This window comes from Nostoc sp. (assembly GCF_036917775.1).
Lineage (GTDB): Bacteria > Cyanobacteriota > Cyanobacteriia > Cyanobacteriales > Nostocaceae > Nostoc.
On record NZ_JBALEQ010000157.1, the window covers coordinates 15,850 to 36,738 of the forward strand.

The 20,889-nt window shown below is 39.5% G+C and carries 13 protein-coding genes; 9 read left to right on the top strand and 4 right to left on the bottom strand.

What is annotated here, in order from left to right:
* Positions 1-125: 125 nt before the first annotated feature.
* The 5 genes from V7K69_RS31625 to V7K69_RS31645 all read left to right on the top strand — a co-directional run bounded on the left by V7K69_RS31625 (position 126) and on the right by V7K69_RS31645 (position 4,480).
* Positions 126-410 (top strand): hypothetical protein, encoded by a 285-nt coding sequence (locus tag V7K69_RS31625; RefSeq protein WP_335042019.1) that lies wholly within the window; start codon positions 126-128, stop codon positions 408-410.
* Positions 411-441: 31 nt separating this feature from the next.
* The gene (ligA, locus tag V7K69_RS31630; RefSeq protein WP_335042021.1) at positions 442-2,478 is read left to right on the top strand and encodes an NAD-dependent DNA ligase LigA; all 2,037 of its coding nucleotides are present in this window, start codon (positions 442-444) and stop codon (positions 2,476-2,478) included.
* Positions 2,479-2,864: 386 nt separating this feature from the next.
* Positions 2,865-3,830 (top strand): TauD/TfdA dioxygenase family protein, encoded by a 966-nt coding sequence (locus V7K69_RS31635; RefSeq protein WP_335042023.1) that lies wholly within the window; start codon positions 2,865-2,867, stop codon positions 3,828-3,830.
* Between the two features lie 146 nt (positions 3,831-3,976).
* On the top strand, positions 3,977-4,207 hold the full coding sequence (locus V7K69_RS31640) for a hypothetical protein (RefSeq protein ID WP_335042025.1): 231 nt from the start codon (positions 3,977-3,979) through the stop codon (positions 4,205-4,207).
* A 42-nt stretch (positions 4,208-4,249) separates the two neighbouring features.
* A complete protein-coding gene (locus tag V7K69_RS31645) occupies positions 4,250-4,480 on the top strand; it encodes a DUF6737 family protein (RefSeq protein ID WP_335042027.1) in 231 nt (76 codons plus the stop codon).
* Positions 4,481-4,489: 9 nt separating this feature from the next.
* On the opposite strand, the gene V7K69_RS31650 is transcribed toward V7K69_RS31645, so the two are convergent.
* Complete coding sequence (locus tag V7K69_RS31650; RefSeq protein WP_335042029.1) at positions 4,490-4,843, bottom strand: hypothetical protein; 354 nt, start codon at positions 4,841-4,843, stop codon at positions 4,490-4,492.
* Between the two features lie 311 nt (positions 4,844-5,154).
* Here V7K69_RS31650 and V7K69_RS31655 point away from each other — a divergent pair, with 311 nt between their 5' ends.
* The 3 genes from V7K69_RS31655 (at position 5,155) to V7K69_RS31665 (ending at position 9,287) form a co-directional block, all read left to right on the top strand.
* Positions 5,155-5,292, top strand: a complete 138-nt coding sequence (locus tag V7K69_RS31655) for a hypothetical protein (protein WP_335042032.1) — start codon at positions 5,155-5,157, stop codon at positions 5,290-5,292.
* 300 nt (positions 5,293-5,592) lie between these two features.
* Positions 5,593-6,807 (top strand): sensor domain-containing diguanylate cyclase, encoded by a 1,215-nt coding sequence (locus V7K69_RS31660; protein ID WP_335042034.1) that lies wholly within the window; start codon positions 5,593-5,595, stop codon positions 6,805-6,807.
* A gap of 305 nt (positions 6,808-7,112) precedes the next feature.
* On the top strand, positions 7,113-9,287 hold the full coding sequence (locus tag V7K69_RS31665) for a beta strand repeat-containing protein (protein ID WP_335042036.1): 2,175 nt from the start codon (positions 7,113-7,115) through the stop codon (positions 9,285-9,287).
* A gap of 393 nt (positions 9,288-9,680) precedes the next feature.
* On the opposite strand, the gene V7K69_RS33050 is transcribed toward V7K69_RS31665, so the two are convergent.
* Positions 9,681-9,902, bottom strand: a complete 222-nt coding sequence (locus V7K69_RS33050; protein ID WP_442936217.1) for a hypothetical protein — start codon at positions 9,900-9,902, stop codon at positions 9,681-9,683.
* A gap of 260 nt (positions 9,903-10,162) precedes the next feature.
* On the opposite strand from V7K69_RS33050, the gene V7K69_RS31675 reads away from it, so the two are divergent.
* Complete coding sequence (locus V7K69_RS31675; RefSeq protein ID WP_335042039.1) at positions 10,163-11,332, top strand: glycosyltransferase; 1,170 nt, start codon at positions 10,163-10,165, stop codon at positions 11,330-11,332.
* 106 nt (positions 11,333-11,438) lie between these two features.
* Here V7K69_RS31675 and V7K69_RS31680 read toward each other — a convergent pair whose 3' ends face one another.
* Together V7K69_RS31680 and V7K69_RS31685 are read right to left on the bottom strand one after the other, a co-directional pair.
* Entirely contained in the window at positions 11,439-16,841 is a 5,403-nt protein-coding gene (locus V7K69_RS31680) for an ATP-binding sensor histidine kinase (protein ID WP_442936219.1), read from the bottom strand.
* A gap of 511 nt (positions 16,842-17,352) precedes the next feature.
* The gene (locus tag V7K69_RS31685) at positions 17,353-20,430 is read right to left on the bottom strand and encodes a non-ribosomal peptide synthetase family protein (RefSeq protein WP_335042043.1); all 3,078 of its coding nucleotides are present in this window, start codon (positions 20,428-20,430) and stop codon (positions 17,353-17,355) included.
* Positions 20,431-20,889: the final 459 nt, after the last annotated feature.

Sequence of the window (20,889 nt, forward strand, 5' to 3'; positions counted from 1 at the left end):
TAACTTTAAAAGCATCTTATTTATCCAGCCAATAAGAATGGGTTCTATGGTTATTGATCTATATTTCTGAGATAGGAACGATCAAGATCGCATCACTCTTAATACGGTTCGAATAAGGTTTTTTGATGAAAGTTATAGATCGCAAAGACGCGATAAATCACCATATTTACAATAATCAGTCCTTTGTAGAGACGGCGATTTATCGCGTCTCTTCCCTCAACCAAACCGTATTGGCATCACTATTAATGAAAGTTGCCGAAAGATATCCGGTACTTCCTTGCCCTAGTTGTAGCGATCGCCTACCAAGACATCCAATTTGGGTAGAATATAATATAAAAGATTTATTCATGAAAGCCTTGATTTCACGGGTTAGTCGCGGCTATCCAAACAATAGGCTTCATTATCTTTAATTTTATTCCTAGATATTTTGTAATTGTTCTAATGACACAGATTAAGCCGGAAGTAAAGCGCACAGAAGAATTGCGCCAGTTATTGCAACAAGCCAGCTATGCTTATTACGTCCTAGATACTCCAATTATGGAGGATGCAGTCTATGACCAGCTATATCGAGAATTACAACAACTAGAAATTCAATATCCAGAGTTGACAGCACCCGATAGCCCGACTCAGCGCGTGGGTGAGAAACCAGCAACGCAGTTTACTTCGGTGCGGCATAATATCCCTCTGTACAGTCTGGAAAATGCGTTTAATATTGATGAGTTGCAAGGGTGGGATCAGCGCTGGCGGCGACAAGTACCGAAAATAGATTCGGTGGAATATGTCACTGAACTGAAAATTGATGGTTCTGCTTTGGCTCTTACCTACCAAGATGGCATTCTAGTTAGGGGGACAACTAGGGGTGATGGCGTGACAGGTGAAGATATCACCCAAAATGTGCGGACAATTCGCTCAATTCCCTTACGTTTAAATTTTGAAGGGTTAGAAATTCTAGAAAGGGTGGAAGTGCGAGGCGAAGCGTTTTTGCCGTTGGAAGTATTTAAACAAATCAACGAGGAAAGGCAAAAAGCCGGTGAGCAATTATTCGCTAATCCCCGGAATGCCGCAGCAGGTACACTCAGACAGCTAGACTCGCGCATTGTCGCTAAACGGCGGTTAGCTTTCTTTGGCTATACTCTGCATATTTCTGGTAGAGATGACACCAGTATTGCCAATACCCAATGGGAAGCGTTGGAGTTGTTAGAAAAGATGGGTTTTCAAGTGAACCCAAACCATAAATTGTGTGCCTCGATCGCAGAAGTGGCAAAATATTATGAATATTGGGATACGGAACGCTTGAATTTACCCTATATGACTGATGGGGTGGTAGTAAAGCTAAATTCTTTTAAACTTCAGGAACAGCTAGGGTTTACCCAGAAATTTCCTCGCTGGGCGATCGCGTTAAAGTACCCCGCCGAAGAAGCACCTACCCGTGTGGAAAATATTGCTGTAAATGTCGGACGAACTGGGGCGTTAACGCCGTTAGCTGAGATGCGCCCTGTACAACTGGCGGGGACAACAGTTTCTCGCGCGACTTTACACAATAGCGATCGCATTGCTCAATTAGATATCCGCATTGGGGATACTGTTATTGTCCGCAAAGCTGGAGAAATCATTCCAGAAGTCGTGAGGGTACTCAAAGAACTCCGTCCTGCTGACACTGAACCCTTCGTTATGCCCACCCATTGCCCTGTCTGCGATCAAGCAGTGGTGCGAGAATCAGGTGAGGCAGTAACTCGGTGCGTCAATGCTTCCTGTGCAGCGATTCTCAAAGGTTCTATTGAACATTGGGTAAGTCGTGATGCCTTGGATATTAAAGGTTTAGGCGAAAAGCTAGTGCATCAACTCGTTGATAAAGTTTTAGTGCATTCCGTTGCCGATTTATATGAGTTGACAGCAGAAAAGTTATGTGCATTAGAAAGGATGGGGCAAAAGTCAGCAGAGAAATTGATTGATGCGATCGCTCAATCAAAAAATCAACCTTGGTCAAGGGTATTGTATGGTTTAGGCATCCGTCACGTTGGGAGTGTAAATGCCCAATTGTTGACTCAGAAATATTTCACCGTAGAACAGTTAGCGACCGCAAAGCAATCAGATATTGAAGGAATTTACGGTATCGGTGCTGAAATTGCCCAATCTGTGTACCAGTGGTTTCGGATTGATGCCAACCAAAGGTTGATAGAACGCTTGCAAGCAGAAGGATTACAATTAACTGCCCCAGAAGAAACAAAAACAGTTGGTGATGGTAATCAAAAGTTTGCAGGTAAAACTTTTGTAGTTACAGGGACATTACCAACCCTAAAGCGAGATGAGGCAAAGGCTTTGATTCAAAAAGCTGGTGGGAAAGTAACTGATTCGGTGAGTAAAAAAACAGATTATTTGGTGGTAGGAGAAGATGCAGGTTCTAAATTAGAAAAAGCGCTCTCTTTGGGAATTACACAGTTAAGCGAAGCGCAGTTGTTGGAAATGTTTAACGAATAATTCGTAATTAAAAAAACGGGGTAGAGTATAAATCTCTTGTGGGGTGGACATCTTGTCTGCCCTAATTGTACCAATTAAATGCACGACATAATTACGTTGAGATCAAGGCTTGATCCTCCCTAATCTTCCTTAAAAAAGAGGGGAATTAGAGCAAGACTAAGTTGCCCAAAGTCATCTGTAGCAAGCCTACAGGGTGCAGATGGTTAGGCACTTTAAAATTCTATTTTTATACTACTGCAAATCGATAGATTTAGCGTATAATATTTTCAAATGCGTAGGCGTAGGCATCGCTTCCTTTGGAATGTAGGCATAAAATGCAAACAACATAGCAAAGGAAACGGACGAGTGCGAACACCGCCCTATGAATTAAACTATGGAGAATTCAGATGACTAACAAACACATTGAAGTCAAACAGGTAGCTGGTTTCATTGGTGCTGAAATCAGTGGCGTAGACCTTTCACGTCCTTTGCACGATGATGCAGTTAAAGAAATTCGTCAAGCGCTATTGAAGTGGAAAGTCGTGTTCTTTCGTGGTCAGAACATCGATCATGCTGCACAGGTTGCATTCACGGCTCGTTTTGGCGAAGTGACCTACGCACATCCCCACGAAGATGAGCCGATAGAAGGTTTCTCAGAAATCCTGCCAATTGACCGCAGCCGTTACGAACGACGCAATGGTCTACGGCGTTCCAGTTACGAGAGTCGCTGGCACACCGATGTGACAGCAGTTGTCAACCCACCTGCGGCATCGATTTTGCGTGCAGTTAACGTTCCTAGTTTTGGTGGTGACACACAGTGGACTAATTTGGTCGCAGCCTACGAGGGTCTATCAGCGCCCCTACGGGCGCTTGCAGACGGATTGAAAGCTGAACATCGCTTCAATGCGCGTTTGAATCTGCCCAGCAATAGCAAAATTGCCCAGCGCATTGCTGCCAATCCACTGGTTTCAATCCACCCAGTAGTACGTGTTCATCCTGAAACAGGCGAACGAGCATTGTACGTCAATCCTGGTTTTACCTCACACATTCTTGACGTGTCACGACAAGAAAGCGACCTGCTGCTTGAGTTGTTCTTCAACCAAATCACCAAGCCTGCCTACACCACTCGCTTCCGATGGAACAATGGCGACATTGCCTTCTGGGATAACCGCGCCACCTCGCATTTAGCCCCACAGGATCTGGATCATCTAGAAGTTGAGCGCGTCCTCTATCGCACCACCATCACGGGTGACGTTCCAGTTGGGCCAGATGGTTTCCGATCGCAAGTGGTTGAAGGTGAAGCGTTCAGCAGCGAATTACCAACCATCTTGAAGAACAGAGCCGATAAGCTAGAAGCAGCAGTGCTTTCCTAAGTAGTTAAAAGCTTATATACAAGGCTTTACCCACCTATATGGGTTAATAACAAGGGGCAAAATCCCCTTGTTAATTTTTTCTGAGTCTACGGAGGTGGACAATAACCAAAATTGATCTGAATTGTACTGTTATATAGGACTCCTATTTGATTTTTGAACAAGATTCAGTACGGATGTATCCTTCTTTTCTTCCCAATTCCCAATTCCCAATTTACGCAAGTAAATATGGCTACGCCACGCTGCGCGAACAGGAATCAAACCGGATTCCTATATTTCTGAAGAATATTACCAAAACCTTGATAATATTGATAGCGATACCTGCGGTGGGCAAAGCCAACGCGTTCAACTCTGGAACCCTAGTAGATCGTTTACCCTAAAAATGGTCAAAGGTAAATTTGGAGTTTTATTAAATAAAACAAATGTCCGAAGAAAAGCTTATAAGTCCTTGGAACTACAAACCTTGGTGGTGTCAGCCCTGGTCTATAGTTCTCACAGGTGTAACACTGATAACTGGTAGCTGGTTACTATTTAAAACTATTTGGCTAACCATTCTCGTCTCTATCCCTATAGTGATGTGGATGGGATTTTTTGTGTTGTTTTGGCCACAACTAATGATTCGCAGTGGGATTTTAGAGTCGTATAAAGACTAATTCTAGGTTTCATAATTCTTGCTTTTGTGTAACAATCCACATCAAATCTAACCACAATTGAGGATAAGCCTTCCTAATCTGCGATTTGGGGTCGTGCAACAGATTTGTCGCATTCAGGCAAACAACTTCAACTAGACCCAGAGATTCTGCCACCTCTATCAGTAAATTTTTTTCTGCTACTACAGCAGCAATCAGTCTGTCAGGACAGTAAATCCTAATATGTTTGCCATGAGCAGTATACGCTCCTTTTAAGCTAGAATTTAGCACTTTTATATAGCAGTTGCGTAGTAATTCCCATGCTGTCGGGTGAGATTGCTCCATAATAAGGGTAAATTGTTGAGCTAAGTCTTCTTCGGTAATCATTACTTTCTCCATTATTATTGTGCTAAAAACTGTAACTTCATCTCTGCACAGTAAAGATGACGCAGCATTACTAATGTTGTGTGCAATTTTATCTGAGTAAAATTAGCAATTTTAGTTTGGGTAAAATTTATCCATTGGCAGAATTTGTTGATAAGTTTTCTACGGCTTATGTTACTTTCCTATCAAGGATCAAAGCTGAAACCGATTACTAAAACCGTATCAATCGCTGCTTTATACCAAACTAATTACTATAAATCCAAGTTACTGAAAACAGAATTAAGCAACCAGAATAATTTTTGTGCAAGTGGTAGATGAATCAAAGCAAAAATTTTGCCCACCCCAAAAAAGCTAGTGATATTTTGGTTTTAGTTAAACCGACTATGGCTTTTGAAAAATTAGAGATTAAAGCCAATCAGAATAGCCATCTACGCAGAGATCATCGGGACTGATCGCACATTTTTATTTTTGCCGTCAGTCTGCTTAATTGTCTGGCGCTCTCCTTCGCGCAGCCTTTGGCAAAGAACAGACCCGGAAGAGAGTTGCGAGGGCTGGAATCTAACCCTCTGAATTTCTCTGCATCCACACAGATTAACAGTCTCAAAAATATCCCATTTTGATAGAAACTCTGGCAGTATGATAAGTTTTGATAATTTTTAGTTGACAATGATAATTTTCAACATGGCTTTGGGTAGAAGACCTTGTAAGCATCTATATGCTCAGGGGATTTGCACAGTGGAAGTTAGGGTGATATGAACAACAGAGCAAACCAAAGGCATGAAGAACATCATGCAATACAATATTTCTGTATATTCAATCGAATGTTGATTTTCGTTGCAGAGATATTTAGATCACGCAGCTTGGTTGCTGGAGAGTTAGCCCTGCGGTTGTTGCAAAAATTCCAGCGTATCAGACTTTCTTGGCTAAGGCTCGGACACTCATCTGTGAAAAAGTCAGCTACTCCTCTATATAAAAATGAAGCAGAAAGGCTCAAAGCATTAACAGACTACAATATTCTGGACACTCTACCAGAACAAGCATTTGATGACCTAACTGCTATTGCTGCCTATGTTTGTAAGACTCCAATTGCTTTAATTAGCTTAGTGGATAGCGATCGCCAATGGTTTAAATCTAACATTGGACTAAAAGTTAGAGAAACACCCAGAGAGTCGGCTTTTTGCTCCCATGCTATTCTGCAACCAGAGAATATATTAGTAGTTCCCAACGCCATCAAGGACGATCGCTTTGCGAACAATCCTCTAGTCAAAAGTAATTCTAAGGTTCGTTTTTACGCTGGTGCGCCACTAGTTACGCCTAATGGTTTTCCAATAGGAACGTTGTGTGTGATGGACACCGTTCCTCGTCAGCTAAGTTACCAGCAGTTGGATGCACTGCGCCGCTTAACTCGGCAAGCGATCGCTCAGATGGAACTCATTCAGGAAATTCGCAACCGTAAACAATCAGAGATAGAAGGAAGGCAGTTATCGCTGACCGACGATCTAACAGGTTTGCATAACCGACGTGGCTTCTTCGTGATGGCTGAACAACAGTTGAAAATTGCTCACCGCATGAGATTGTTGTGCTGGGTGATTTTCATTGATTTAGATGGGCTAAAACAGATTAACGACACCCTTGGTCATGATATGGGGGATGCCTTGATTGTTGATGCTGGTCGATTACTCAAGCAAAGTTTTCGGAACTCGGATATTGTTGCTCGCTTGGGTGGAGATGAGTTCATTGTTTTCATCTCCAGCTACTTTAAGGATGCTGATAGCATCCAAGCGTATCTGCAAGTAAATATTGCCAACTTTAATCAACAGCAAAACCGTAGCTATGAACTTTCGATGAGTATGGGAATAGAGCGTTACTCACCAGAAAGTAATATGTCATTAGAACAACTAATTGCCAGGTCTGACGAATTAATGTACGCTCATAAGCGTCTTAAGCGGCAATCTATTCATCACTAATAGTAGGGATTAGTGTTCTTTTGTAACTTTTTTCATTAGAGAAAAATACGCTTATTTCAAATTGGTGAATAATCTTAATAAAAATAAGCTGTGTATCGCTGTTTATATATCAAAGTGCGATCGCTTAACCATCTTTTTTGAGCAATGATGTCTAAGCATCGGCAGTATTATACAGCACTAATATTATAAAAAAAACAAAATATTTCAAATTAATTGGCTTAACCTAACTTTTATCCAATGCTAATGTTATTCGTTTAAAAATTTTACATCTAGTCCATTGCTAACAACAAACATACGAGAAAATCATGGCTGATCCATTATTCAACCTCTTTAGTCTAAACGGCAAAAACGGCTTTGCCATCAACGGCATTGCCAGTGACTCATCAGGCAACTCAGTCAGCAATGCTGGAGATATCAACCATGATGGCATCGACGATCTAATTATTGGCGCACCAGGTGCCGGAAAGAGCTACGTAGTTTTTGGCAACACTAAAGCCTTTAGTAACAACCTCGACCTTTCATCCCTGGATGGCAGCACAGGCTTTACTATCAACGGCAATACCAGTGACTCATCAGGCAACTCAGTTAGTAATGCTGGGGACATCAACGGTGACAAAATCGACGATTTAATTATTGGTGCATCAGGTGCAGCTTTAGGTGCCGGAAAGAGCTACGTAGTGTTTGGCAGCACTAACGCCTTTAGTGCCAACCTTGACCTTTCATCTCTGGATGGCAGCAAGGGCTTTGCCATTAACGGTATTAATGGGCGAAACTCAGATGGAATCTCAGACTCATCAGGCACATCAGTTAGTAATGCCGGTGACATCAACGGTGACAAGATCGACGACCTAATTATTGGCGCACCCAGTGCCTTATCGGGTGCAGGGCAAAGCTACGTGATGTTTGGTAGCACCAAAGCCTTTAGTGCCAACCTCGACCTTTCATCCTTGGATGGCAGCAATGGCTTTGCCATCAACGGCAATGGCAGCGACTCATCAGGTAACTCAGTTAGTGGTGCTGGGGATGTTAACCGTGATGGTATCGCCGATCTAATTATTGGCGCACAGGGTACTGGAAAGAGCTACGTGGTTTTTGGCAGCACTACTGCATTTAGTGCGAACTTCGACCTTTCTAGTCTCAATGGCAGCAACGGTTTTGTCATTAATGGCAATGCCAATGACTTCTTTGGTGCCTCAGTTAGCAATGCTGGAGACGTTAATAATGATGGCATCGACGACTTAATCATTGGTGCATACAACGCTGCTTCTGGTGCAGGACAGAGCTATGTGGTGTTTGGCAACAGTAGTGGCTTTAATGCCAGTCTCAACCTCTCGAACCTCAACGGCAGCAACGGCTTTGCTATCAAAGGCATTAATGAAAATGATGTCTCAGGCTTCTCTGTCAGCGCTGCTGGAGATGTCAATGGCGATCGCATCGCTGACCTTATTATCGGCGCACCTTTTGCCTCATCTGCTGCTGGGCAGAGCTATGTAGTGTTTGGCAGTAGTAGCGGCTTTGGTTCCACACTCGACCTCTCCACACTCAACCCCAGCAAGGGCTTTGCCATCAATGGTATTAAGGGTAATGATGTCTCAGGTATCTCAGTTAGCGCTGCTGGTGATATCAACGGGGATAAAATCGACGACTTGATTGTTGGCGCACCTGGTGCATCTGATGGTGCAGGGCAAAGCTATGTAGTCTTTGGTACAAAAACACCAGTCAATAACGCACCCGTCGCCATCCATGATACTGTTACGACTGCCAAAAATACTGCCTTTTCTATTAAAGTAAACACTCTGCTAGCAAACGATAGCGATATCGATGGCAACAGTCTCAAAATCACTGGTGTTAGTGGTGCAACCAATGGGACTGCGGTACTCAAAAATAACCACACTCCCAATAACTCGGCAGATGACTTCATCCTATTTACTCCAATTAGGGGGTTTAGTGGTGCAGCTAGCTTTAAATACACCATCACCGATGGTCAACTAACTAGTACCGCTAAAGTTACTGTGGAAGTGGGCGCTCGCCTTTTTGGTGGCAAGAGCAACGACCATATAAACGGCACTCCTGGTAATGACTACATCAATGGCGGCAATGGCAGAGATTCCCTCAATGGCGGCAATGGTGATGATACCCTCTTGGGTGGTAATGGTAACGATATCCTAGTTGGCGGTAATGGCAAAGATATCCTTGATGGCGGCAATGGTAATGACAGATTGTCTGGTGGTTTTGGTAAGGATATCCTCACAGGTGGCAATGGCAAAGATATATTTATCTTGGCGGCAACACAAGGTGGTGATAAGATTACTGACTTCGCCAAAGGTACTGACTTGATTGGATTGTCTGGTGGTCTGAGCTTCGGTCAACTCAGTTTTTATGGTAACAAAATTATCGTCACTGCCACTGATGAAGTTTTGGCAACACTGACTGGAATAAATACCACGACGTTGAGTACCGCTAATTTCACTATTGTCTAGACCATTGATTCAATAATCAAAAGCCTAACCCCAAAACCCTCTTTCATACTCAAGGCTACATAATATATACACAAGTGGAGTTGGGAATCAAATGAACGGAAAAAAGGGGTTAGGTTTAGAAAGCTTAGATATTACAAAAAATACTCTGCAATCCTTCAAGGCAGAGTGAAGTGAATTTCTGGTAGCGATCGCATAAATTGAACGAACTTTGCTGTTATACCTGCCCCTTCAGTACTTAAGTAGTATTTTCAATACTCGTAAATTCACCTGTCAAGGCTTGAATACCAATAATTCCCACTGCATAGATATCGCTGCTCAATTGTAGAGTGCGATTAACTTGTTCACTTGCCATATAAGCATGAGTACCAATGGCTATGGTAAAAGTGTTTGTCCTTAAGAATTAGGCATCTGAGTACTAATTTGTTTGACAGCCCCAAAGTCAATTAGTACTATCTTGTTATCTGATGTTCTTTGCCGAATATTAGCCAGCTTGATATCCCGGTAAATCACATTATGCTGATGTGGATCTAAGAAAGGCTTGCCAAACTCCCCTTGTGCCAGTTGGGTGATAATTTGGTAGCATCCACCGATGGTTTGACCCTGTATTAAATTCACCCTTTTTCCCGGATTGAATCACTCATTGATTTTGTTAATCTTGATTTTTGCACAAAATCTAAATAGGGAATAGGGAATGGGTATTGGGGAAGATGAGGGCAGACAGGGGACAAAGTGACAAGGTGATTTGAGTGAGAATCTTGCAAAAAGTCTTTCCCATTGCCTCCTTCTCCTCTTGGCAATTCCCCATTCCCCATTCCCAATTCCTAATTCCCCATTTCCCAATTCCCAATTTTTAACTTATGAGTTTGAGTCTGTGCATGATTGTGAAAAACGAAGCCGCAACACTGCCTAAATGCCTGAATAGCGTCAGAAAAGTGGTGGATGAAATGGTAGTTTTGGATACAGGCTCAATTGATCGCACTCCCAATATTGCCCAACAACTCGGTGCAAAAGTTCATCATTTTAAATGGTGTAATGACTTTAGTGCTGCCCGTAATGCAGCTTTAAAATATGTGACTGGTGACTGGATTTTGGTCTTAGATGCTGATGAAACTTTGACTTCAGGTATTGTACCGCAGTTGCGAGAGGCGATCGCCAGAGATGAATACCTGCTCATCAACCTCGTTCGCCAGGAAGTAGGTGCTGAACAATCTCCCTATTCTTTGGTTTCCAGGCTGTTCCGCAATCATCCAGATATTCGTTTTGACCGTCCTTACCATGCCTTAGTGGATGATAGCGTGTCAGCAATTGTAAATCAAGAACCCCATTGGCAAATAGGTTATTTACCTGGAGTTGCACTTGTACACACAGGATATCAAAAAAGTGCGATCGCTCAAAATGATAAATATGCCAAAGCTGCTACGGCGATGGAAGGATTTCTTGCTACTCATCCCGATGACCCTTATGTTTGCAGTAAATTAGGGGCATTGTATGTGGAAACGGGAAAAATTACCCAAGGTATGGAGTTGCTGAGACATGGAATCAGCGCAGCTGAAGAAAATTACGATATTTTATATGAACTCCACTATCATTTAGGCATTGCTTACAGTCGCTTGCAAAAATCCCCACAGGCGATTTCTCACTATAAAGCTGCTATCAAATTGCCAATTTATCCAATGCTCAAATTAGGAGCATACAACAACTTAGGTAACTTACTCAAAGCCGCAGGAGATTTCAACGGTGCCAAAACAGCTTACGCTACAACGTTGAAAATTGACCCTAATTTTGTTTTTGGACATTATAATTTGGCGATGACGTTTAAGGCTTTGGGTTTATTTACAGATGCGATCGTATATTATCAACATGCAATCACCTTAAATCCTAACTATGCCGAAGCGTATCAAAATTTAGGGGTAGTGTTGCTCAAAGTTGGCAATCATCAAGATAGTTTAACAGCTTTTAGAAAAGCGATCGCTCTTCATGAAAGATATAATCCCGAAGAGGCGAAGAGACTACGCCAGGGGTTGCAAGAGATGGGGTTGATGTAGAAGTGAGGGAGAAAAGATGCAGGGAAGCAGGGGTAGAAGAAATGTCTGACATCCTCAGTATTATGGCTTGAATACTGAACCCTCTGACCGGACTCCAGTGGTCATTTTATATTGGCAACTGGATTACAAACTCTGTTCCTTGCCCAAGTGTGGAATTTACCTCAATGCTTCCACCGTGTTTTTCAATGATAATTTGAAGTGCGATCGCTAATCCTAAACCTGTTCCTTTACCAACAGGTTTGGTAGTAAATAAGTGATCAAAAATTTTCTGCTTAACTTCTGGGGTCATTCCTACCCCATTATCTTTAATTCGTATCAACACACTCTTCTGGTCTTCGTTTAGTTTGGTACTTAGAGTAATTCGATTAGGATTTAGTTTAATTTCATCTATATTGCGCCCTATATTTGACTCTTCTAAAGCATCAATAGCATTTGCAAGCAGATTCATAAATACCTGACTAAGTTGACCAGGAAAACACCGGACTAGCGGGATGTCATCATAATTTTTAACTACTTCAATCGCCGGACGAATATGTGAGGCTTTCAGACGGTGCTTGAGAATCAAAATTGTACTTTCGATAATTTCATAGAGGTTACAAGGAATTGTTGTTTGGGTATCTCCTCTAGAAAAAGTACGCAAACTTATGCTTACATCATAAATACGATTTATCCCTTCTTGCATCGAACTAATTACTTTAGGTAAGTCTTCACGCACATACTCCAAGTCTATATCTTTAATTTTTTCTGTAATTTGTGCTACAGGTTGAGGATAGTAATGTTCATACAAACAAATTAATTCTAATAAGTCTTTTACATACTCACTTGCAGGTTTTAAGTTACCAATAATAAAACCAATAGGATTGTTAATTTCATGTCCTATCCCTGATACTAAATTACCTAAAGTAGACATTTTTTCACTCTGCACAAGATGCAATTGCATTTGCTTGAGTTCAGATAGAGAAAATTCTAATTGTTTAGCATAGTCTTGAGCTTGCTGATAAAGTCGAGAATTCTCTAAAGAAATAGCAGCTTGGGATGTGATTAAATTCAATATATTGACACGTTCTGATGTAAATGCACCTGAAATAAGTTTATTTTCTAAGTACAAAATACCAATAAATTTACCCTGATAGAAAATAGGACTACACAATATTGATTTTGGCTGATGGTGTTGGATATAAATATTAGATTGATAAAGACTCTGAGATATAGCATCATTTATCACCAGCATTTCTTGGGTTCTAGCAACATAGTGAACTATAGAAATGGGGATATCTTGGCTTTCTTGAATCGGAGTTGATTGCAGAACAATAGAGGAACTTTCTGTAGTAGTGATTGCTTCTATAAATAATTCATTATTTTTGACCAAAATCAGACAACCCTTTTGGGCAGAAGCGTTTTCGAGAATTATATTTAAAAGAGTATCTAGCAGTTTATCTAAAACTATCTCGCTGCTAATTGCTTGTGAAGCCTTGATTACCGTAGCAAAATCCAAGACACCATTGCCGTTACTGATGGTTTGCGAGTAATTTATTTTTGTTGTAGCAATAGTTCTAGTTACATCTATTGCTAACTGCTTAACATTTTGGTTACGAATTATAAAATTAGTATAGCGTTCATCCAAGTCTTGTACTTTCGCTATAGCTCCCCAATGGATATAACCATAATAAGCTTCAGTCATGTACATTTTGGCAATTTTTTCTTTACCTAAACCGATATAAAACTTTGCTGCTAGTTCATTTCCCAAAGCCTCTTCTTGGATATAACCATTTCTTTTAGCTCCAGCAATAGCACAGTCATATAAATCTATTGCCACCTGGAATTTACCCAATACTCTTGCTTTCTCTGCTTCTACTAGTTCATATTTGTGTTGGAAGTTACATGGCGCTTGTTTCGCCCATTTTTTCATTTGCTGCTGATTCGCTGCTACCTGTTTTAAATATTGCTTTTTCTTCAAAGGTAAAGCTTGTTCAGAAAATGAGATTAAAGCTAAAGAATAATAAAAATTATTAGTAGTATAAATCAATAATCCAACGTTATCAGTATGAGTTTGTTCAGCAATGATTGCATTTTCAATTGCTAGTTCGTATTCTTCAAATAAATAACATAATATAGTTTTAGAACCATAGTAAAAACCTTTAAAAGAGTAATTTTTTATAACTTCAGATGCCATTGTTGTTTCATCAAAAGCCTCGCCAATTAAAGCAGTTTTTATCAATGACTTTGCCTGTAAATTTAAAGTCGCCTGTCTAAAAACACTTGTAGCTGATGCTAGAGATTCAAGCTTTAACTTCTGCATCAATTCGACATAGCTCAATATTTTTTTGTCTACCAACTCCAAGTTTTCCCCAGAAAGCAAAGAATGATAGCCTGCAATTACAGCACAATAGCCAGCATTTTCTATATTTCCTAATTCTAATCCACTCTGCATCCCTTCTAAAAGTGGTGCTATTGTGTCTTTAATATGCTCTTTATAAAACCTAATTGTACCATTATGTACAAAGTAAACTGTGGCTTTAAGTGAGTTAGTATTCGTATTTAAAAGTAACTCTATTGCTAGCTTTCCTAATTTATATCCTGTCTCAACTTGGTTAAATTTATCAGACAAAATAGTACCATAAGCTGCATAAGCATAAGCCGATACAGGTGATTTACCGTATTTCACAGATAACCTTACCATAGCAAATACAGCTAGTACAAAAAGAAAAGATCCTGCCTGACTAGCAGCTGGAACAATTTGCAATAAGATTTGCATAGCTGCTAGTTTGTAGGGGTCAGACATTTCAGGTAACAAAGCTAATTCTTCTATTGGTTTACCTATTAATGTTAGTTTTGTTTGAATTAAAGCTGACAAAACATTTAATTTTGTAGGTTTATTAGGTAGTATTATTCCTAGCTCTTTGAGAGCTTTTACACCAATTTGTAGGACTTCTGGCATCTGATTATATGCCATGTAAGTTAGCATTTTTATTTCATGTAACTTAACCTTATCTAAGATACTATTTGCTTGACTCAGTGCAATATCTACTAATTTATGAGCATTCTCAAAATGACCATTTAAATACTCTGCTTCTGTAGTCTCAATATACAAATTCAATGTTAGGTCATAGAATTTATGCCAACTATCTGTTGTTAACAGTCTTAAGCCTACATTTAAATACTTGCTAGAAGACTCGTAAGCAGTGGCTGCTTTGGCTTTTTTACCAGCTAGAAGATTAAGTTTTGCCAGCTCATATTTTTCAGATTGTTGAGTCAATAAGTCCAAACCCACATTAAGTTGGTTGACAATATCTAAAATATTTTCTACTAACGATTCAGCAGGTGTCTGTTGGAGTAATAACTGGCCTATTTTTAAATGAGTTCCTTGTTTATTATTTTCTGGAATCAATGAATAAGCAGCTTGCTGAATGCGATCGTGTAAAAATTTATAACTAATCTGTTTAGAATCAAAACTTAGTTTAACAGATTCTTCCTGTTCAAAAGCTAAGGGAATACGATAAGCATCACTCAAAGGCAAAATTAACCCACATTGCAATGCAGAATAAAGTTCACTTGCTGTACTTGTAATGGATTTTGCACTCACAATAGACAGTATATCTAGAGAAAATCTATTGCCAATACAAGCTGCTAGTTTTAAGATTTCTTGTGTGGCTGGTGAAAGGTTTTTAATTCTGCTGGCAATCAGTTCTACTATACTCTTATCAGTAATACCAATCGCTTGGATTTTTTCTATATCCCACTGCCATAGAGCAGTTTCAAAGTTGAACTTAAATAAATTATCTTGATAAAGTACTAGTAATAGCTGTGTTAAAAAAAATGGATTCCCTCCTGTTTTATTGTAGAGTAAATCTACTAATGATTTTATAGTTTCTGGATTTTGATGTAATGTATCATAAATTAAATGGTTAAAGTCTTCAAAAGAAAGAGCTTGTAAAATAATATGATTAACAACAGTGTTATTTTGATTAATTTCTTCTATTATTCCCATCAGGGGATGTGTAATGCTAACTTCATTATTTCGATAAGCTCCAATCAAGAGTAAATATTTGGTATTATGGTCAGTAATCAGCAGTTTAATTAACTTTAAAGTAGCTGAATCTGCCCATTGCAAGTCATCCAAAAAGATAACTAAGGGGTGTTTTTTTTTGGCGAAGACGTTGATAAACTCACTAAAAACACGGTTGAAGCGGTTTTGTGATTCTACCGCACTCAGTTGAACTACTTCTGGTTGTTTACCTATAATTAATTCAACTTCAGGAATTACATCAATAATGACTTGTCCATGTGATTTAACGGCGGCTAAGATTTCACTACGCCATGTTTCAAGTTTAGTAGTATTTTCTGTAAGCAACTGCCGCATTAATGAACTCAAAGCTTGAATCAGTGATGCATATGGAATATTGCGTTGGAATTGGTCAAATTTACCACTAATAAAAAAGCCTTTGGCGCGAGTGATAGGTTTATTAACTTCATTGACTACAGAGGATTTACCAATTCCTGAATAGCCAGAAACTAATATAAGTTCACGGCTTCCTTGGCTGACTCGTTCAAAAGCCTCTAAGAGTGAGTTAACTTGAGTTTCTCTGCCATAAAGCTTTTGAGGGATGAGTAACTGACTCAAAACATCTAAACGACCAGGCGTGAAATCAGTGATTTCACCTGTTGCTTCTAACTGCTCTTGACAGATTTCCAAATCTGCCAAGAGTCCTTTAGCTGTTTGGTAGCGGTCTTCAGCATTTTTTGCCATCAGTTTATTGACAATAGACGAAATGGCACTCGGTATTTCTGGGTTTAATGTTTCAATCTCTGTAGGTTGTTTAGCAATATGACAGTAAACTAACTCTAATGGGTCATAACTTTGAAAAGGTAATTGCCCGGTAAGTATTTCATAGAAGGTAACTCCAAGAGAATAAAAGTCACTCCGATAGTCAAGAGTACGGTTCATTCTTCCGGTTTGTTCCGGGGATATATAAACTAAGGTACCTTCTAGTTGATTAGGATTAGCTAGTTGTGTTGTTTCTTTATCGAGGCGTGAGGCAATACTAAAGTCGGTAAGCTTTACTACGCCAGTTTCTGGATTGATGATAATGTTGGCAGGTTTAATATCTTTATGAATGATCTGGCAAGTGTGTACAGATATTAAAGCTTGTGCCAGTTGAATTGCAATCCTAATAAAACTCTTTAACTCTTGTTTGCCTTTAATCAGTAGTTGTTTAAGGGAGTATCCATTAAAGTCTTCAAATACGATCGCTAAACGATTTTCGTGAGTTTCTAGTCTTAATACTTTGACAACACCTTCTAAATCCAAGTTTTCTGTAATTTTGTATTCATGCTTCAGACAAGCGATCGCATCTATGGAGGGATAATCTGCTTTAAGGATTTTCAGAATTACAGGTTGTTTGTCTAATTGTGATATAGCTCGATAAATAATAGTATCATCTCCCTCATGGAGCATTTCGCTGAGGTCATACCCTGAAATTGAAATTGAGCTAGATGTGAGCATTGCCATTACCTTTCTTAGTAAACACAAAATTATGTATATTTATGATTCCCAATTTTGCTATTGTTTTATCAAATAGATATTTTTATCAGAAGACACAGTAAACTTTTCATTATTATCAAAAACAAAAACTTATGCAACAAGAAAGATTTGCTATGAGCTAAGTACACAATAGGTACAAAAGTAGCCTTGTTCTCTAATCAAATTACGGGTGCAAAACCTTGTGCTCCTTCCCCATATAACTTTATGTAATTACAGATATCTCTGTGAATGGTTTCGAGTGTGCGTAAATGCTCTTCGCAGCTTGTCGCAGGCATCGCTGTTTTCAAATATCAGCTAATATTTCTGACAAAATAAGCGTTTTAGATAATTATTGTTAATCACAATAAAAGATACTAATTATGTTTTTGACTGAGACATAAACTCAATATTTTGATATTACAGCGATCCTATTTTATTTGTAAAAATTTAAATATCCATATTCCCGATTTTTCTAAGAAATCGGGAATATAGTTTTTCACTAATAATTTAGTGCTGTTACATTCTGGAGTTTTCTGGTAGAGAAATTTTTATCAAATTTGGGTAAGTATTGTCTAATTAAATCCTTATCTATTATTGGGCACTCAATATCAGTACCCTTGATAGCCTGAAGGACATTCTCTGTTTTGAATTTGGGAGTACGATGGTGTACCTCTAAAATAGTGCTACGGTCTTGATATACTTTCTCTTGGAAGAATGAGATTAGTGGATACAAGGGATTAACAGACGACATAGTAGAAAGCGCATTCAACCAGTTTTTTGGTGAAATCTTTTGTATGGGATAGCCCAACTCCTGAATAAACTCAAATATTTCTAGATGGCTTAGTTCCTGTTCAGGAGGTATCAAGATGTTGTATTTATCACCTGTGTATTTGGCATCCAAAGAAAGATGGGCAATGGCAGCAGCAGCATAGTCCACAGGTACTGGAACCCAACGTTTTTCCGGAAAATCTGGATAAATACCCATTTGAATACAACCGCTTACAAAGCGGTGAAACATATCATTGAGGTTAGCGACTTTAGTTTGTCTATGTCCCGAAATAAAACCAGGACGGTAAATAGAAACTGCCAATCCTTTTTCTTGAGCTGATTGCAACATACGTTCTGCAACCCATTTTGACCGTACATATCCATACTCTACAGACATAATCACTTCGCACAGATCAATGTCAAAGTCCTCTGCAACTTCATTAATACCTAGCAATGAGGTTAATGAGCCATAAACAGCTAGAGTAGATATGTAATGTAGAGTTTTGTGACGACGATGTGCTGCTAAAGTAAGAATATTCGCAGTCCCATCTACATTGGATTTTTTAATTAGCGAATAAGGTTTGATGTAATTAGTGTCAGCAGCTACATGATAAATTTGATCAACTTCCTCACCCAGTTTGTCAAATAACATTGTTGGTAGTTGCAACTGTGGTTGCTGAATATCGCCAACGATTACTTGTACTTGCGCCAATTTTGCTGTTGGTAGCTGATATTGAATAAAGGTTGCACGCAGCCTTGCCATTGCATCTGCATTATTTTCTGCTCTTACCAAGCAATAAATTTGGCGATAGCTGCCTTTTGTGAGCAGTTCATAGAGCAAGTGTGCCCCTAGAAAACCTGTTGTACCTGTAATTAATGCACAGTCATATTTAACTTGTGGTGGTTGTTGCCAAATAGATGTATTCAAATCTGGAGAAAGTCTGGCTTCTGCTTGTAAGTCAATATATCTATCATTAGCCGCACTTTCGCTTTTGAGTTGAAACTGTTCTAACAATTGTGCTAAACCTGATGGTGTAGGATACTCATAAATTAAGCGAGAAGGAAGGGTGACACCAAAATCGCGATCAAGTGCATACAACACGTGAGCGATGCAAAGTGAGCTACCACCTACCTCAAAGAAATTTGTGTGAGGTTTGCAAGTTCCAGTAGGTAACTCTAAAGCTTCATCAAAAACTACCGCTATTTTGAGAGAGCTATCCATCGTATCAGTCAGGAAAGATGGGGTTTCTGGCAGTTCTGGTAAAGCATTCCGGTCTAATTTACTGCGATTAGGTAACAAAGGCAATTCGTCCATGAAGACAAAACGCGTAGGCACCATGTAATCTGGTAGTTGTTCGGCGGCAAAACGTTGCAGGTGCTTTTCTGTTAAAAACTGTCCGAGTTTAGGAATAATATACGCGACAAGCATGGATACGCCATAATTTTCTGGCATATCACTATTGTCTATTCGTGCAGTTCTAGTTGCTTTGACTACGTTCGTTTCTACCCCAGGATGCTGGGCAAGTATCATTTCGATTGCTTCCAGTTCTATACGCTTGCCCCGAATTTTTACCTGATGGTCGGATCTGCCAGCATAGTGTAATAGCCCAGGTTCATGCTGATCTTCGTAAACAATATCACCAGTTTTATATATTTTGCCCGAACTAAAAGGGTTGTCTAGAAAACGAGTACTTGTAACCTCAGGTTTATCTAAATAGCCTTTGCCTACCCCGATACCACCTACATATAACTCGCCCTTTTCACCACGATTACAAAGCTTAAGTTCTTCATCCAAAACGTAGAGTTCTACATTTGGTAGTGCATAACCAATAGGCAGACTCGTATCCTGTTGCTTAAATTCGTAAATTGAGCAACAAACTGTTATTTCTGTTGGCCCATAGGCATTAAAAAAGCGAATATGGGGTGAAACCCATGATTTGGCAAGTGATATTGGACAAGCTTCACCACCTACCACCACCATTTGTAAATCAGGCAACTGGTCGTAGAAAGGTGTGAGCTTTGCGAGTACAGAAGGGGGTAACATAACCCATTGCACCTGCTGTCGAGCCATAAAGTTTGCCAATAGTTGCCCAGGAAGCATTTGCTCTCTTGCACCCAGTACTAAAGTTGCCCCACTACATAATGCTGTGACTAATTCCCACACTGCTGCATCAAAGCTGATGGAGGCAAACTGAAGTAAACGCAAGCCTGGTTTGATATTAAAAGTATTACAGCTAGCCTGAGCAAGATTTAGTAAACCCTGATGTTTAAGCATTACTCCTTTAGGTATACCTGTTGAGCCAGAAGTATAAATAATATAAGCTAGCTGCTCAGGCTCTACTATTGAAGGTAATGCAGAGGATATGGTTGACGCTTGCCAGACGGTAGGGGTGTCTAAAAAACACATTTGCCCATTTAAACCACTCTGCCGCATCGCTGGCTCAATATCAAAAGCAAACTTTTGCTGTGTCAGAATCGTGGTTAATTTAGCATCCGCAATCATGTAACTAAGTCGCTGGCGGGGTAAATCTGGGTCAAGGGGAACAAAAGCTGCACCTGCTTTCAAAATGGCATAGATAGCAATAACCATTTCAAAAGAAGGTTCTATGCACAGTCCAACGAAACTATTAGGTTTTAGGAAACCCTGTGCTATTAAATACCGAGATAACTGTTCTGCCCTCTGTTGTAATTCTCCGTAAGTCAACTGTTGATTATCTAGAATTACTGCTAGCTCATCATGATATTTTTGACAGTTGAATTCGATTAAAGAAACAACTGTTTTATCGATTTGGGTGTTTTGAGTATTCATTTCTTTTTATTTTATATATACGTTTGATCAAAAGAATGTGGGATTTTAGGTAGATAAAACAGCACTGATAATAAAAATCCAATGCAAAGCTATGGAAAAATTCATAATGTTTACAACGTTTATTTCCACGCAGTTAATTGATGATTTGAGATGCTATATAGTAGTACTAAATCAGTTAAAAAATGATTTAATCGCAGAGTGCAGAAAATACAGGGAGAATAACATGAGATTTTATCGACTCATTCATAATTGCTATGGCAATCCTATTTCACTCTAAAATAAATGGTTTTTTGACGAACTAACCGCATAATTAAAAGCAAATGTTATAGACTCTCAGCCACCCTAGATAAAAACAACTATAATCCTTGCTAAACAAGACTTTCAGTAAAAGCAGATAATTCTAGCTATGAGGTTACAAAATTGAGTTTATACCTATTTTTAAGAGGTTGCTCCTTTAAT

Excerpts from the sequence above, each read along its gene's own strand:
- V7K69_RS31625 (WP_335042019.1), top strand. The coding sequence starts at position 126 with ATGAAAGTTATAGATCGCAAAGACGCGATAAATCACCATATTTACAAT.
- ligA (WP_335042021.1), top strand. The coding sequence starts at position 442 with ATGACACAGATTAAGCCGGAAGTAAAGCGCACAGAAGAATTGCGCCAG.
- V7K69_RS31635 (WP_335042023.1), top strand. The coding sequence starts at position 2,865 with ATGACTAACAAACACATTGAAGTCAAACAGGTAGCTGGTTTCATTGGT.
- V7K69_RS31645 (WP_335042027.1), top strand. The coding sequence starts at position 4,250 with ATGTCCGAAGAAAAGCTTATAAGTCCTTGGAACTACAAACCTTGGTGG.
- V7K69_RS31650 (WP_335042029.1), bottom strand. The coding sequence starts at position 4,843 with ATGATTACCGAAGAAGACTTAGCTCAACAATTTACCCTTATTATGGAG.
- V7K69_RS31655 (WP_335042032.1), top strand. The coding sequence starts at position 5,155 with ATGAATCAAAGCAAAAATTTTGCCCACCCCAAAAAAGCTAGTGATATT.
- V7K69_RS31660 (WP_335042034.1), top strand. The coding sequence starts at position 5,593 with ATGAACAACAGAGCAAACCAAAGGCATGAAGAACATCATGCAATACAA.
- V7K69_RS31665 (WP_335042036.1), top strand. The coding sequence starts at position 7,113 with ATGGCTGATCCATTATTCAACCTCTTTAGTCTAAACGGCAAAAACGGC.
- V7K69_RS31675 (WP_335042039.1), top strand. The coding sequence starts at position 10,163 with ATGATTGTGAAAAACGAAGCCGCAACACTGCCTAAATGCCTGAATAGC.
- V7K69_RS31680 (WP_442936219.1), bottom strand. The coding sequence starts at position 16,841 with ATGGCAATGCTCACATCTAGCTCAATTTCAATTTCAGGGTATGACCTC.
- V7K69_RS31685 (WP_335042043.1), bottom strand. The coding sequence starts at position 20,430 with ATGAATACTCAAAACACCCAAATCGATAAAACAGTTGTTTCTTTAATC.